Below are 13,677 nucleotides of genomic sequence, written 5' to 3'. Positions count from 1 at the left end.
TCGTTCTCCTGGCGGGACTATCCGGGATCTGGTCGTGGCCGTGCACAAGCGGCTGGGCCGGCCGGTCGTGCTGGTCTGGGACAACCTCAACCGGCACCTGTGCGCGGAGATGGCCGCTTTCATCGCTGCGAACACACTGTGGCTGACTGTGGTGGCGCTGCCCTCGTACGCGCCCGACCTGAACCCGGTGGAAGGGCTGTGGTCGGTACTCAAAGGCGGGCAGATCGCCAACCGGGCCTTCGACGACGTCGATCTGACCTTGAAACCATCATGATCCACGAAGTCATGATCCGACGACATCACGCATTAAAAATCAGTATTCCCGTCCACGCGGCCAGCGACCGACCACGCACTGCCGAAACCACACCGCCCGACTCTCAGCCCCGCGAGGGAGCTACCAGAGCCGCCACGCTTCGTAGTCGATCAATGCTGATTTGCTACCTCGCCGCAGCCCTGGGCCCCGGCCCACCCGCGCCAGGGGTCGGCGCGGGGCCCGTCCGGACCGGCGCTACCCGCCGAATGCGGCGAGCGCCTCGTCGATAACCGCATGACGATGGTGCAGCCCCGGCTCGTTGCGTCCGAAGACAAGCTCGGGCCGCACCCCCGACGCCATGTTCTTCTGGATGTCGATCGCCATGCGGTAGTCCTCGTCGCGCACCGTGGCGTGCGCGTACTCGAAGATCTCGTCCGCGGCGGTTCGCGTCGCCTCGTCCGTGAGATCCATCGGCGACGCGTTCTGGTGATAGGTGATCGAATGACCCGGTCCGCTCCCGGGATAGACCCGGAACACCTCGCCGTTGGCGACAGTGACCGACAGGACGATGTTGGGGAACAGTGCGTAGATCACCACGAGGTTGTGCAGTGGTTCCCATTCTTCCTCGGGCTTGTCCGCGAGGTCCGTGATGTGCCGCATCGGGAAGACCAGCCGATGGTGCGGGCCGAAGGAGTCGAACAGCGCGCAGTTGCTCTTGGTGATCAGCGCGAACGTGTCCCGGTGCACCGTGGCAAAATGATAGTTCTCGGCGAACGTGTCGAGCGCGAACTTCCAGTTGATCGGGAAGTCGAGCACCTTCTCGCCCACCGAGGCCCAGCTACCGATGTCCCAGGACGCGAGTTCCGGACCGAGCTCTCCCAGGTGGGCATCGATGTCCAGGGGACCGCTGTCCGGCTGGAGACCGACCCACAGGAATCCGGAATGCTCCGCGGCGGGCAGTTGCGTGAGACGGGGCTTCCCGGCCATCGTCGAGGGGAAACCTTCACGGCCGGGTCCGCCGACGAAGTCACCCTGGGCGTCATACACCCAGGCGTGATACGGGCAGACGAACCGCTCTGCCGCGCCACAGCCCTCCGCGACTGGCGCCTGGCGATGGGCGCAGACGTTCTGGAAAGCCCTGACCGTGCCGTCCTCGCCCCGGGTCAGAAGCACGGGAACGCCCATGACGGTCTTCGTGCAGTAGCTTCCGGGGGCCGGCAACTCAGAGCGGTAGCCGACAAGCTGCGGAGAGCGCAGGACAAGCTCGCGCTCGCGCTCGAAGCGTCCCTGGCCCGTGTACGCCAAGGCCGGCTGGCGGCGCTCCGCGGGCACCATGTCGGTCGTCTTGTCCATCGCGATTTTGAGCGCCCGTCGAGTGAGATCGATGAGCTCGTGGCGGTCGATCTGAGGCCTCCTTGATACGGCAGTCCTGATGCGGCGGTTACGTCATGCCGAGAGCACCGAAGTATCGGCACAAGATCGCATATGACGTGATAGCGGAATCGTATGTGCCTTCGGCCAAACGCCGTTGAGCCGGCATCGTCGAATTTCCAAAAGGAGCGACGGCGTCACTCTATGTGCAATATCTACAGTCATCCCGGAATGAATAGGCACCCTATGTCCTGGATATATCACCCTGCGTAGACGACGTCCGAGCGGGTGGTCAAGCCACGCGGGTGGTCAGGGCGTGCAGGTGCTGCCGGGCTGGCCGAAACCCGGCCGGGAGAGATCGAGGTCGATCCTGCTGTCCGGGCCGAGGACGCGCGGGCGTTCCAGGACGCATTCCCGATGCGTCGCGGTGTCGGTGACGGTGATGCGCTGCGGGCCGGCGTAGAGCGCTCCGCTGCTCCAGTCGGATGACCCGGTGCTGGTGCGGACGGCGAAGGAGGAGATCGGATAGCCGGTGGAGGAACGGGCGTGGCCGCCGAAGATGACGATCCGCACCCGGCCCGGTGCCGGCGGCCGGCCGCGGTCGGTCAGCTGCCCGCTGATCCGAGCGGTTCCGGGGTCGCCGAGGGCGGTGAGGGCGATGCGGCCGATGGCGACGGAGTACGTCCAGCCGTGTGTCCAATGGTCGAACCGGTCGATGTAGAAACGCGAATGGACGATCTCGGCGTCATGCGCCTGATCCGGGTAGAACTCGAACGACAGGCCGGCGGTGCGCGCTCCCCAGCCGGTCCGCAGCAGACCACCCCGGACCAGGTCGGGCTGGCTGTTGCCCATGAAGTAGCCAGCCGGGAAAAGCAGGCCTCCGCCGGGAGGGAAGCGGGAGTAGGTGGTGTAACTTCCCCGTTCCTGGCAGGCGTTGACGAAGGCGTCGCCCGTACGGGCCCGCGGGTCGTAGTTCTGGCAGGGAAGGTACGGTCGGCTGGTCGACCCGAGCACCAGGTCCACACCGACCGCACCGCCGATCGATGTCGGGCCCCCGTTTCGATCCGTGAACCCCTCGAAGGGAACCGCGACGCCCTCGCCGCGGGTGGGACCGCCGGCCGCCCTGACCGGCGACGATGTCGCCATGGAAAGTAAAATGATTACGGCCGCGAGCAGGAAAGCTCTCCTCCCGTCACGTGTCCTCGCGCTCCGGACCCGGGTACGAGCCAGCCCGCGGATCATGTCGACGTCCTCTCACCTGGGGAGCCTCTGCCATCAAGCCGATGACACACGCAGGGAGGGGTCGCGCCGGCGGTGCTTTCCATAACCGACACGCAGTCGTTGCGAAACCGCAAGGAGAATGTCCGCTCGTGATCAGCCTCCTGGAGCCCCTCGATACCCTCTCCGGCACGCGATTACGGCACGCGATTACGGCACCTGGGGAGCCGATCAGATGACGCATATGGGATGAGAGGGATGAAATGACCGGTCGGATTCCGACGGCAGTGCGGCCGCCCAGGTCAGCGGCCGGCGGAGGTCTCCGCAAGCTCCGAGACGAACGGACGGCCCTCCCGCCACGCGGCCACCTGCTCCGGCCGGCCGAAGACCTTCAGGTAGTTCTCGACGTTGGTCTCGTCGATCTCGCCCAGGACAACGGGCTCGAACTCCGTGCCGTCCTCCCCGACGAAGGCCGGCAGCGGTTCCAGCACGGTGTCCAGACTCGGATGGTAGAAGATCCCGGTCGACTGCCGGGTCGCACTGCCGCCGGCCACGACCCGGTGGCGGACGGGCCGGAACAGACCGTTGGTCCAGCGGGTGAGGATTGTCCCCGAGAACACCTGCAACGCCCCGGGCACGACGGGCACCGGAATCCAGGTGCCGTCGGCCTGTTGCGCCTGGAGCCCGGAGTACTCGCCGTGCTGGTGCAGGATGGTCACCGCCGAGCCGTCCGTGTGCTCCAGCAGGAGAAGCTTCTCCTCCTCAGCGACCGTGTCCGGGTAGGTCCAGGTCGGGTAGTCGTTGACGATCATGTTGATGTGGTGCGGCTCGGCGTCCGGGAAGCTGCCTGCCGGTAGTCCGAGCAGCCGCTCGTACAGGCCGAGCACCCGCTGGGCCAGCACCACGGCCGCCTTGGCGTAGGCGAAGGTGACCCCGCGCAGGTCGGGGTCCTCCGGCGGCCAGACGTTGCCGTGTTTGTAGAGCCCGAGCCACCGTTCGGACACGCCTGCGGCGGCGGCATCGGCCGGGTTGTCGAACTGGCCCACGGAATACCGTTCGAGTTCGAGGCGGCCGAGGTCGTCGGGCCACTGCCGCCAGCCCCGGAAGGGGTGTCCGGTGGGGCTGGCCAACTTCGCCTTCTCCGGCCGCGGCAGACGCAGGACGCGCTCGACCCGACGCTCGAAATCCTCGATCAGCTCCAGCGGAACGCCGTGGTTGACCACCTGGATCAGGCCGATCCGCTCGGCCGCCTCGCGCACGCGCAGCAGCAGGTCCGCGGGCGCGTCCTCGGCCAGCGCCGCTTCCAGGTCGATGGCGGGAATCTCGTCGGTCATGGCAGGGGCGTCCTCTCCGGTTTCTCCGACATCAGACATTCTCCTTCTCCGCCATCACCCCGGTGCCCGCCGCCGGCAGTGGCGGGAGCACAGGCAGATCGGCGGCGTCCAGATGGCAGTGCACCGCGCGGCCGCCGGGGGAGTCGGCGACGGGGGCGAGCGGCGGCTCGGACGCATGGCACACCTCGTCGGCGAGCGCACACCGGTCGGCGAAGGTGCAGCCCACCGGCCGGTCGGTCGGCGGCGGCGGTTGCCCGGGCACCGCCGGCATCCTGCGTTCCCGCCTGCTCACCCCCACCCGCGGGACGGCGGCGACAAGGCCGGTGGTCGGCTCGTCCAGGACGAGCAGGCGGGGGCTGCCCGAGGGCCGCTGCGATGCCGACCCGCTGCTGCTGGCCCCCGGAGAGTTCGTGCGGCCAGCGTCGCGCGATCGTCGCGGGCGCTGGCAGCCGCACCGCGCCGAGCAGCTCGACGGCCCGGGACCGGGCCTCGGCCCGGGATAGCCCCGCCAGCCGGCAGGCCTCCGCCACCTGCGCGCCGACCCGCACGGTGGGGTCCAGGCTGCTGCTCGTGCCCTGGTGGACCATAGCGAAGGCGTCGGCCCGCCACCGCCTGCGCTCCCGGGCGGACAGGGCCCGCACGTCCATCCCGTCGAGCACGATGCGGCCGGCGTCGATGGCACCCCCGCCGGGCAGCACGTCCGCGAGCGCTGCGGCCAGCGTGCTCTTGCCGCACCCCGACTCTCCGACCAGGCCGTAGGTCTCGCCGGGTCGGACCCGCAGGCTGACGCCGTCGACCGCAACGGCCGGTCCGCCGGACGATGGGTAGCTCACCGTCAGTCCATCGACGACAAGCCCCCCGGCGGCCACGGCCTCGCCCACCACCGGGCCGCCCACCGCCTGGCCATTCATCGCCTGGCCATTCATCGCCGCGTCGCTCATCGCCGGGTCTCCTGTTCCCGCAGGGTGTCGGCGATCAGCGCGACACCGATGACGAGACTTCCGACGGCGAGCGCCGGGAACAGCACCGTCCACCAGCCCTGCTGGAGGAAGACCCGGTTGTCGGCCACGGAGGCCCCCCACTCCGGGGATCCCGGTGGCTGGCCGAGTCCGAGAAAGGACAGGGTCGAGGCGGCGAAGACCGCGTCGCCCAGCCGCGACGGCGCCTCGACCAGCACGGTTCCGGTCACGTTGGGCAGCACCTCCCGCCACAGCAGCGACCAGAACGGCTCGCCGCGCAGCCGGGCGGCCTCGACATAGGGCTTCTCCCACTCGACCAGCACGGCCGCCCGCACACTGCGGGTCACGATCGGGACGAAGAACGTTCCGATGACCAGGACGAGGGTGGTCGTCGAGCGGCCCACGAGCGCCACCACCACCACGGCCGCGACCAGATTCGGGAAGACCGCGAGCACGTCGACGACCGCGAACGACGGCCGGCGGACGAGCCGCCGCTGGTCTAGCGATCCGCGCCGTCGGCGGTGCGTCGGATCCGCCGCCGACCGGCCCGGCGCACCGCCGACCGCGGGGCCAGCCGCGACGCTCGCCGCGGAATCCACCGTGATGTCGTTCACCGCGCCCTCCCCACCCGCACGCGCGGATCGAGCGGCGCGTACACCAGGTCGGCGACGACGTAGATGCCCATTCCCACCGCGCCGAGCACGATCGCGCCGGCCTGCAGGGTCGGCACGTCCTTGCTGGTCGCCAACGACAGCAGCTGGTCGCCGACGACAGCAGCAGGTCGCCGACGACAGCAGCAGGTCGCCGATGCCCTGGTAACCGAACAGCAGCTCGACGGTCACCAGTCCCGCGAGCAGGAACTGCAGCTGCACGGCGAGCGCGCTCGTCGCCGGCACCAGCGAGTTGCGCAGCACGTGCCCTCGCACGAGCTGCGCCTCGGACATGCCACGCACCCGCATCGCCCGGATGAACGGGCTAGCGAGGACCGCGGCTGTACTCGCCCGCACGTGCCTGGCGACATAGCCGGTGCACAGCAGGACCAGGCAGACCGCGGGCAGCAGCAGATGCCGGATCGAGGTCAGCGGATCAGCCCCCGGCGGTGCCTGCGCCGACGAGGGCAGCCAGTGCAGCTTCACGCTGAAGACCACCAGCAGGACGAAGGCGAGCAGGGCAAGCGTCGCGCTGTCGAGCAGACGTTCGATCACCAGCGGGCGAACGTCGACCCCGAGCGTGTAGGAGCGCCCCCAGTCACCGGTGACGAACCCACCCAGCCAGTGCAGGTAGCGGGGCATCAGCGGCTCGTCGAGACGCAGCTGGTGGCGCAGCGCGTCCACCGACGCCTGGCTGGCCTCCCGACCCAGCACGACGCGCGCCACGTCGCCGGGGATCAGTTCGGTGGCGATGAACACCAGGAAGCTGACCGCCAGCATGGTGACGGGGATCGCCGCCAACCTCCGGGCCAGGAAACGCACCATGCCGGATCAGGCCCGGCTCACGGTTGTCAGGTCGAGGAAGGCCGACGGGTGGGCGCGTAGCCCCCTGACCCGGTCGGACCGGTAGGCCCGGACGGCCCCGGACCACACGGTGATGATGACCGGCACGTCCTCGTGAAGGGCCCGCGCGATGATCTCGGCCTGCTTCTTCCGCTCGGCGGGGTCGGTCGCGGCGTCGTAGGCGTCGGCCGCGGCGTCCAAGGCGGGGTTGGCGTATTTCGAACCGTTCCAGACCCCGTGGCTCTTCACCATCGGGATGATGAACTGGCTCGGCGTCGGGCGGCCCACCCAGCCGACGAGGTTCGCGGTGGTGAACAGCCAGGGGGTGTCGGTCTCCTGATTGCCGCCGTAGAACACGTCGGAGGTCTGCTGGTCGAGATCGACGGTGATCCCCACCTGCTTGAGCTGGTCCTGGATGACCAGCGCGTAGGCCTTGTTCGGGGCGTCGAAGCTGAGGGTGAACCGCAGATTCTCGACCCCGCGGCGGACAGCAGCGACCGGACCTTCGCCGCGTCCTTCGCGCGTTGCGCGAGGTCCTTCGGTGCGGCCGCGAACGCGGGCGCGAGAAGGTGGTCGTTGCCGATGACGCCGACCCCGTTGTAGACGGCGGTGAGGACACCCGGCCGGTCCAGCGCGTAGGAGATGGCCTGCCGGACCTCCTTCTTCGTGAACGGCGGCCTGTCGACGCGTAGGGTGAACGCGGTCAGGCTGGTACCGCTGGCCTTGTCGACGGCGATGGAGTTGCTTCCGGCGATCGGGACGACGAGGTCGGCCTCGGACAGGATCTGCGCGTCGATGGCGCCGCTCTGCAATGCCAGTAGGTCGGCCTGGGCGTCCTTGTGGAAGGTCACCTTGACGCCGTCGAGGTACGGCTTGCCGGCGTCCCGGTACTTCGGGTTGCGGCGCAGTGAGGCTCCCTGGCCGACGTCGTAGGAGTCGAGCCGGAACGGCCCGGTGCCGATCGCCTTCGTGGCGAACGTGCCGACCTTGTAGTCGCTCTTGAGCACGACCGCGTTGTAGTTGCCCGCGGAGACCAGGTAAGGGAAGTCGGAGAACGGCCGCTCGAGGTGGAAGACCACCGTGTCCGCCCCCGACACCGCCACGCCGCCGGCCTTGAGGACTGACGCGAAGGCGGACAAGGCGGCGGACTTGTTCGCCGGGTCCAGCAGCCGGTCGAACGACGCCTTCACGGTCGGCGCGTCCAGCGGGGTGCCGTCAGAGAAGAGCACGCCCTTGCGCAACGTGAACGACCAGGTGCGTCCCGCGGCGCCTGACGCGCCGGCCGCGCCCGTGTCCGCGCTGGATCCGGAGCTGCCGCAAGCCGCGAGGAACGCGGCGATACCGCCCGCGCCGGTAATAGCCGAGGGTCGGGCACAGTGCAATGACACGTACCCATACAACCTTGAGTACACGAGCGATATACGTTCCGTATGCCATGCTCGACCGATCGCTACGTCGCTACGCTAAGACCGCGGTGTGCGCACTACGATTGACCTACCTGACGATCTTCATCGGCAGGCGATGTCGATCGCGCGAGACACATCGCGGACCTTGAGCGAGACCGCCGCCGATCTCATGCGCCGCGGGCTGGGGCAGGGCCGGCCCACCCATGCCTACCTGCCCTTCGATCTGACCGTTCCCCCGGACACGCCACCGCGCGAGGTGCTCCAGGTCATCACCGCGTGCGGTGGACTGCTCAGCAGCGCGCTGGCCACCGCCGACCCCGCAACGCAGGCCTGGCATTGGGGGCCATGCGATCCCGAAGGCTTCGCGGCGATGGGCGTCGCCGAAATCCTCCTCCATACCTGGGACATCGCCGCGGGGCTGACGGTCCCCTGCCGGTTCCCAGCACCCCTGGGCATACGGGTGCTTCGCCGTCTGTTCCCCGATGCACCGGACGGAGACCCGGCTCAGGTGCTGCTGTGGTGCACCGGCCGGAGTGAGCTCGACGGCCGGCCTCGACGCACTTCTTGGAGGTGGGAGGCGACCACCAGCGCACGGCCGTTCCAGCAGCCCGCTCCACAGGTCTGACCCGGTTCAGCGTCCTGTGAGCGGTCCACCGGCCTGCCCGCGAGGTGGGCGGATCCGCTCCACTCGGCCAACGGTTTCCGGCGGCCGGGTCTGGTCGCTCGGCCGGCTGGCGGAGTTCCGTGCCATCGCCGACTCCGCCGGCGTGACGCTGCACTGCGACGGCGCGCGGCTGTGGAACGCCGCGGTCGCAAGCGCCGTCCCGCCGCGGCGCCTCGCGGCCGCTTTCACGACCCTGTCGGTGTGCCTGTCCAAGGGGCTGGGCGCGCCGGTCGGCTCTCTGGTCGTCTGTGATACCGGCCGCGTCGGCACCGTCCGGGAGTGGCGCCGCCGGCTCGGCGGCGGGATGCGCCAAGCCGGCGTGTTGGCCGCGGCCGGCCTGCACGCGCTGCACCACCATGTCGACCGGCTCGCGGAGGACCATCAACGCGCTGCCGAGCTCGCCGCGCTGCTGGCCGACGCCGCACCCGGCCGCGTCGACCCGAAGGCGGTGGAGAGCAACATGGTGCTGGTCCAGGTCACCGACGCCGGGGCCGACGGTAACGGGCCAGCCCTCGGTTCCCGCAACGACAGTGCCGTGCCCCAGGCACATCCGCGGCGGGAACCAGGCCGGGCGGGTCAGCTCGCGGCGGCGGGGGCGGGCTCAGACTTGGTCGGGCCGACCAGCTTGAACACGGCGCCGGTTGGGTCGGCGGCGACCGCGAGGCGGCCGTAGGGGGTGTCCTCGGCGGGCAGCACCACCGACCCACCGAGTTCGGCGGTCTTCGCGAGCGCCGCGTCGGTGTCCCGCACGGCGAAGTACACCGACCAGTGCGCCGGGACGCCCTCGGCCAGGAAGCCCGCCGCGTCCATGATGCCGGCAAGCGCGCCCTCGTCCTTGCCGAAGGTCGCGTAGCGGAACTCCGGGGTGTCGCTGACGACGTGAACGTCCCAGCCGAACACGTCCCGGTAGAAGCCGACAGCCGCAGCGTAGTCGCGGGTGAGCAGTTCGAACCAGCCGGGGGCGCCCGGCTCGGCAAGCACCCCGAAACCACGGTGCAGCCCCGGCTGCCACATGCCGATCGCCGCGCCGGCAGCGTCGGTCACGACGGCCATGACGCCGAGCTCTCCGACGACCATCGCCGGGACGATCACCTGACCCCCGTGGTCCACGGCGGCGGCGACGGTCTTCTCGGCATCCGGCGTGGCCAGGTAGACCGACCAGCCATCCGGGACGGCCTCGTCCGGCTTGGGCATACAGCCGGCGACCTGGACACCGTCCTTCGTGAAGGTGAAGTACCCGCCGAACTCCTCAGCGGGATCCTCCGCCGTCCAGCCGAACAGCTCGCTGTAGAACGTCCGAGCCCGGGCCGGGTCGGAGGTCATCAGGTCGACCCAGCAGGGCGCTCCGGCCGGGGCGGTCTCTCGAGTGGGCATGATGTGCTCCTTCGTGTCGTGCGGACCCGTATCAGGCGGACCGTGCCACATCACCTTGGACCCCGGCACCGACAAAAATTCCTCGGCGGCCCGCGGCGCTTCTCCGAGCTCCAAGTGCTGCTGCGTGGCATCACGCCCAGGGTGCTCACCGAGTCCCTGCGCGGCCTGGGACGCGATGGCCTCCCCACCGGTCCACATATGTGGAGGTACCCCCGCTGTGGAGGTACCCCCGCGGATCGAGTACACACTGACCCCCCGCGGGCACTCGGTCGTCTTCGGCGGGTTCGCCCCCGCGCCCGGCGCCCGGCTCAGTGGTGGAACGATGACTCGCCGGGCCGGTCGCCCGCGGTGCGCCGGCCCGGATGGGCCAGCCGGTTCACCACCCGGCGCAGGTCGGCGATGAGCAGCCCGGCGAGGTCCCGGCTGAACTCGTGACGCACGACGACCCGCAACACCGCAAGATCGGTCAGCCCCGGCGGGAACCGGTAGGCGGGCACCAGCCAGCCACGGGTGCGCAGCAGCTCGGAGACGTCGAAGACGGTGTAGTCCGTGATGTCGTCACGGAGCTTGAACGCGAACGCCGGAATGCCGCTACCGTCGGAGACCAGTTCGAACGGCCCCATCGCCGCCACCTCGGCGGCCAGCCAGCGGGCGTTGTCCCGACACGCCTGGGCCACCCGGCGGTAGCCCTTATAGCCCAGTTGCAGCAGGGTGTAGTACTGCGCGACGACCTGTGCGCCCGGCCGGGAGAAGTTCAGCGCGAAGGTCGGCATCGTCCCGCCCAGATAGTCCACCTGGAAGACGAGTTCGGCCGGTAGATGCGCCCGGTCGCGCCACAGCACCCAGCCCACCCCCGGATAGACCAGGCCGTACTTGTGCCCGGAGGTGTTGATGGACACCACCCGGTCGAGCTGAAAGTCCCAGACCAGATCGGGGTCGCAGAACGGGGCGATGAACCCGCCGGACGCGGCATCCACGTGTACCGGAACATCGGGCCCTCCGGAGGCGGCGAGGTGGTCCAGCGCGGCCACGATCCCGGCGACCGGCTCGTAGCTGCCGTCGAACGTCGAGCCGAGGATCGCCACCACGCCGATGGTGTTCTCGTCGCAGTGCGCCACGGCCTCGTCGGCGGTCAGATGCGTGCGCCCCGGCGCCATCGGCACCAGCCGTGCCTCCACGTCCCAGTACCGGGCGAACTTCTCCCAGCACACCTGCACGTTGACACCCATGACGATGTTCGGCCGGTCGGCCGGGGCGCCGGCGGACCGGCGACGCGCCCGCCAGCGGCGGATCATGGCAAGCCCGGCGAGCATGCACGCCTCGGACGACCCCGTGGTCGAGCAGCCGACCGCGTGCTCGGCGTCGGGGGCGTGCCACAGGTCGGCGAGGATGTTGACGCAGCGTTCCTCCAGCGCCGCCGTCTGCGGATACTCATCCTTGTCGATCATGTTCTTCGGGGCGCACTCGGCCATCAGCCGGTCGGCGTACGAGTCCATCCAGGTGGTCACGAACGTGGCCATGTTCAGCCGCGCCTTGCCGTCGAGCATCAGCTCGTCGTGGACGATCTGGTAGGCCGTCTCCGGCGCAGTCGACTCCTGCGGCATCCGGAACCGCGGGACTACGACCTCCTCGCCCAGCGGGGCCAGGTGCGGCCGTACGTCGACCGTCTCCTCCGCCCGATCACCACTCGCCTGACGATGTAGAGCCATCCTGGATAAACCTCCTAGCCGCGCCGCTGCGATACCGGTTTCAGGCCATGGCCCCCGAGCGGCGCAGCGAGCGGAGCACCTGCTCCTGCTGATGCGGGAGCAGCGTCGGATCGCGTGCGCCGAGCGCGCGCCGCAGCAGGTCGTCCGCTCGAGTGTCCTCGCCGGCGGCCGCGCCACATCAGCGGCACGCCACCGGACCGGACCACTATCCGGCCCGTCCGGCAAGGCGACCGTACCGGCCGCGACCGGCACAAAGTAGCTCGACGGGCACGCTCGATGTTGCCAGCGGTGGACCACTTTCGACTTCTCTCCGCTGCCGACCAATCCGAAGGTTCCCCACGGTGTGTTTCTCGTATGGATCACCTACACCGATGGGGCGGTGAATCTCAGCGGCGAACGCTGGATCAACCACCCGGACGGCTATGCCATGACGAATCTCTCCGTGCGGCCCCGCGCCGGCCATCCCGATCAACTGATGGGCCGGGTTCATCTGCAGGGATGCAGCGGTTACGCCGTCGACCCGATCTTAAAACCCGGCCGGTGACCGAACCACCGAACGCCAGGATGGGTGACTGCCGCGGGTTCAGCGCTCCAGGCCGTTACCTTCCGGCCCGGTGAACAGGCAGGATCGATCTGTGCGGACACGGCGGGCATCAGAGGAGGACTGGGGCGCGATCTGGCCGATCTGGCGGGCCGTTGTGGTCGAGGGCGAGACTTGCGCCTGGACACCGGACACCGACGAGGAGGTCGCGAAAAGCGCGTGGATGCTGCCCCCGCCGGCCGAGGTTCTGGTGATGGAGGAGGACGGCCCGGGCGACACCTCGATCGTCGCGACCGCGCTGCTCACACCGAGTCAGCCGGGTCTGGGAGATCATGTCGTCCAGGCGATGCTGCTCGTTGATCCTAAGCGGGTGGATCACGGGGCTCCGCGCGGCGGGGCCGGAATGTACCGGGGCTACGGGCCGTACGGGGGACGTAGCTACTACGGCGGCCGGGGAGCCGAAGGCGACCGCTGGGAGAGCGTCAGCCGGCAGGCCGCGGAGCAGATGATCGAGTACGCGGCCGATCTCGGCTACCGGGCGATGCAGCTCAACGCCGTCGTCGCAGCCAATCCACGGTTGGTCGCGCTGTGGCGCTCGCTGGCGTTCCGCCTCGTCGGGACCCTTCCGGCGGCCTTCCGCCATCCTTGGCTCGGCGACGTCGACCTCCACGTGATGTACCGCTTCCTGCCCCCCCGGGAACATTGATCTAGCGACAACTGCTACGAACACCGGCGTCTCCACGTAGGCGGGGCGATACCCCAGGTCCGCCAGCGACACACTCCCATACCCCTTCCACACCTGGACAAAAGATTCTACAGCAGGAGCATCGCCTCCAGTCCCACTTTCGCCGCCGTGAATGGGTGGCGGTCGCATTCTGGAACACGTCGAACTCGACGTGTTCCACCACGGCCGGCTCGGCGCCGAGCAGTTGACACCATATCTTGCAGACCCGCGTACCTTTCTTCCCTGCCAGGTAGCTATTTTCAACGAGACACAATCTGGCGACGGAGGACGGCGTGTTTCCGCGAAGGACCCGTTCGTGTCACGATCACACCTATGGCGACGCCGGTAGAACCACGTTTTTCTTGTCCGCACCACACGTCTATATTCGTGAACGAAGTCGGATGGGGACCCACCGCAATCGTCCGCCCCACCCTTCAGGCAGACGTGATTCGGATCACTTCATTGGATCTGAATGTTCCGGGCAGACCAACCCCATGCATGTGACTGCTACGCCCTCGCTGCGACTGCCATCGGAGCCCTGCGCTGGGCCCCGGCGCGGGGAACGGCAACCGGGCACACTGTGACCCGGACCCGTATCCCAGGCCGACATCGAGCCTTTTCATCCCTGACC

Annotated in this window: 14 protein-coding genes and 1 pseudogene; 5 read left to right on the top strand and 10 right to left on the bottom strand. The window is 69.1% G+C overall.

What is annotated here, in order from left to right:
* The first annotated feature begins 34 nt into the window (after positions 1 to 34).
* Complete coding sequence (locus tag FRANCCI3_RS00970) at positions 35 to 274, top strand: transposase (protein ID WP_011434662.1); 240 nt, start codon at positions 35 to 37, stop codon at positions 272 to 274.
* A gap of 234 nt (positions 275 to 508) precedes the next feature.
* Here FRANCCI3_RS00970 and FRANCCI3_RS00965 read toward each other — a convergent pair whose 3' ends face one another.
* The 8 genes and pseudogenes from FRANCCI3_RS00965 to FRANCCI3_RS00925 all read right to left on the bottom strand — a co-directional run bounded on the left by FRANCCI3_RS00965 (position 509) and on the right by FRANCCI3_RS00925 (position 8,016).
* On the bottom strand, positions 509 to 1,657 hold the full coding sequence (locus tag FRANCCI3_RS00965; protein WP_070982162.1) for an aromatic ring-hydroxylating oxygenase subunit alpha: 1,149 nt from the start codon (positions 1,655 to 1,657) through the stop codon (positions 509 to 511).
* 276 nt (positions 1,658 to 1,933) lie between these two features.
* A complete protein-coding gene (locus tag FRANCCI3_RS00960) occupies positions 1,934 to 2,866 on the bottom strand; it encodes a hypothetical protein (RefSeq protein WP_011434660.1) in 933 nt (310 codons plus the stop codon).
* Between the two features lie 278 nt (positions 2,867 to 3,144).
* The gene (locus FRANCCI3_RS00955; RefSeq protein WP_011434659.1) at positions 3,145 to 4,176 is read right to left on the bottom strand and encodes a 2OG-Fe(II) oxygenase family protein; all 1,032 of its coding nucleotides are present in this window, start codon (positions 4,174 to 4,176) and stop codon (positions 3,145 to 3,147) included.
* Positions 4,177 to 4,207: 31 nt separating this feature from the next.
* The gene (locus FRANCCI3_RS27655) at positions 4,208 to 4,447 is read right to left on the bottom strand and encodes a hypothetical protein (RefSeq protein ID WP_035941046.1); all 240 of its coding nucleotides are present in this window, start codon (positions 4,445 to 4,447) and stop codon (positions 4,208 to 4,210) included.
* A gap of 139 nt (positions 4,448 to 4,586) precedes the next feature.
* Positions 4,587 to 5,087: pseudogene (locus FRANCCI3_RS27650) on the bottom strand (ATP-binding cassette domain-containing protein); the annotation flags it as partial.
* A gap of 26 nt (positions 5,088 to 5,113) precedes the next feature.
* On the bottom strand, positions 5,114 to 6,610 hold the full coding sequence (locus FRANCCI3_RS27645) for an ABC transporter permease subunit (protein ID WP_011434657.1): 1,497 nt from the start codon (positions 6,608 to 6,610) through the stop codon (positions 5,114 to 5,116).
* A 6-nt stretch (positions 6,611 to 6,616) separates the two neighbouring features.
* Entirely contained in the window at positions 6,617 to 6,880 is a 264-nt protein-coding gene (locus FRANCCI3_RS00930) for a hypothetical protein (protein ID WP_023840171.1), read from the bottom strand.
* Positions 6,874 to 8,016: an ABC transporter substrate-binding protein gene (locus tag FRANCCI3_RS00925; protein WP_070982161.1), complete on the bottom strand. Its 1,143-nt coding sequence runs from the start codon at positions 8,014 to 8,016 to the stop codon at positions 6,874 to 6,876. Before FRANCCI3_RS00925 ends, FRANCCI3_RS00930 begins: the two co-directional genes overlap by 7 nt.
* Positions 8,017 to 8,179: 163 nt before the next feature.
* Between FRANCCI3_RS00925 and FRANCCI3_RS27640 the strand changes: the two genes are divergently transcribed.
* Both FRANCCI3_RS27640 and FRANCCI3_RS28645 read left to right on the top strand, forming a co-directional pair.
* Positions 8,180 to 8,659 carry a maleylpyruvate isomerase N-terminal domain-containing protein gene (locus tag FRANCCI3_RS27640; protein WP_235462895.1) on the top strand — a complete coding sequence of 160 codons (480 nt, stop codon included), beginning with the start codon at positions 8,180 to 8,182 and terminating at the stop codon, positions 8,657 to 8,659.
* A gap of 16 nt (positions 8,660 to 8,675) precedes the next feature.
* Positions 8,676 to 9,371, top strand: a complete 696-nt coding sequence (locus tag FRANCCI3_RS28645; protein ID WP_011434655.1) for a beta-eliminating lyase-related protein — start codon at positions 8,676 to 8,678, stop codon at positions 9,369 to 9,371.
* Here FRANCCI3_RS28645 and FRANCCI3_RS00910 read toward each other — a convergent pair.
* Both FRANCCI3_RS00910 and FRANCCI3_RS00905 read right to left on the bottom strand, forming a co-directional pair.
* Positions 9,275 to 10,072 carry a VOC family protein gene (locus tag FRANCCI3_RS00910; protein ID WP_035941068.1) on the bottom strand — a complete coding sequence of 266 codons (798 nt, stop codon included), beginning with the start codon at positions 10,070 to 10,072 and terminating at the stop codon, positions 9,275 to 9,277. The two genes, FRANCCI3_RS28645 and FRANCCI3_RS00910, sit on opposite strands and share 97 nt — an antisense overlap.
* A 308-nt stretch (positions 10,073 to 10,380) precedes the next feature.
* The gene (locus tag FRANCCI3_RS00905; RefSeq protein ID WP_011434653.1) at positions 10,381 to 11,781 is read right to left on the bottom strand and encodes a glutamate decarboxylase; all 1,401 of its coding nucleotides are present in this window, start codon (positions 11,779 to 11,781) and stop codon (positions 10,381 to 10,383) included.
* A 343-nt stretch (positions 11,782 to 12,124) separates the two neighbouring features.
* Between FRANCCI3_RS00905 and FRANCCI3_RS00900 the strand changes: the two genes are divergently transcribed.
* Positions 12,125 to 12,325 carry a hypothetical protein gene (locus tag FRANCCI3_RS00900; protein WP_011434652.1) on the top strand — a complete coding sequence of 67 codons (201 nt, stop codon included), beginning with the start codon at positions 12,125 to 12,127 and terminating at the stop codon, positions 12,323 to 12,325.
* Between the two features lie 91 nt (positions 12,326 to 12,416).
* Entirely contained in the window at positions 12,417 to 13,028 is a 612-nt protein-coding gene (locus tag FRANCCI3_RS00895) for a GNAT family N-acetyltransferase (RefSeq protein ID WP_011434651.1), read from the top strand.
* Positions 13,029 to 13,677: the final 649 nt, after the last annotated feature.

The sequence above is a fragment of the Frankia casuarinae genome (assembly GCF_000013345.1).
GTDB lineage: Bacteria > Actinomycetota > Actinomycetes > Frankiales > Frankiaceae > Frankia > Frankia casuarinae.
This window is presented reverse-complemented; position numbering and strand designations above follow the sequence as displayed.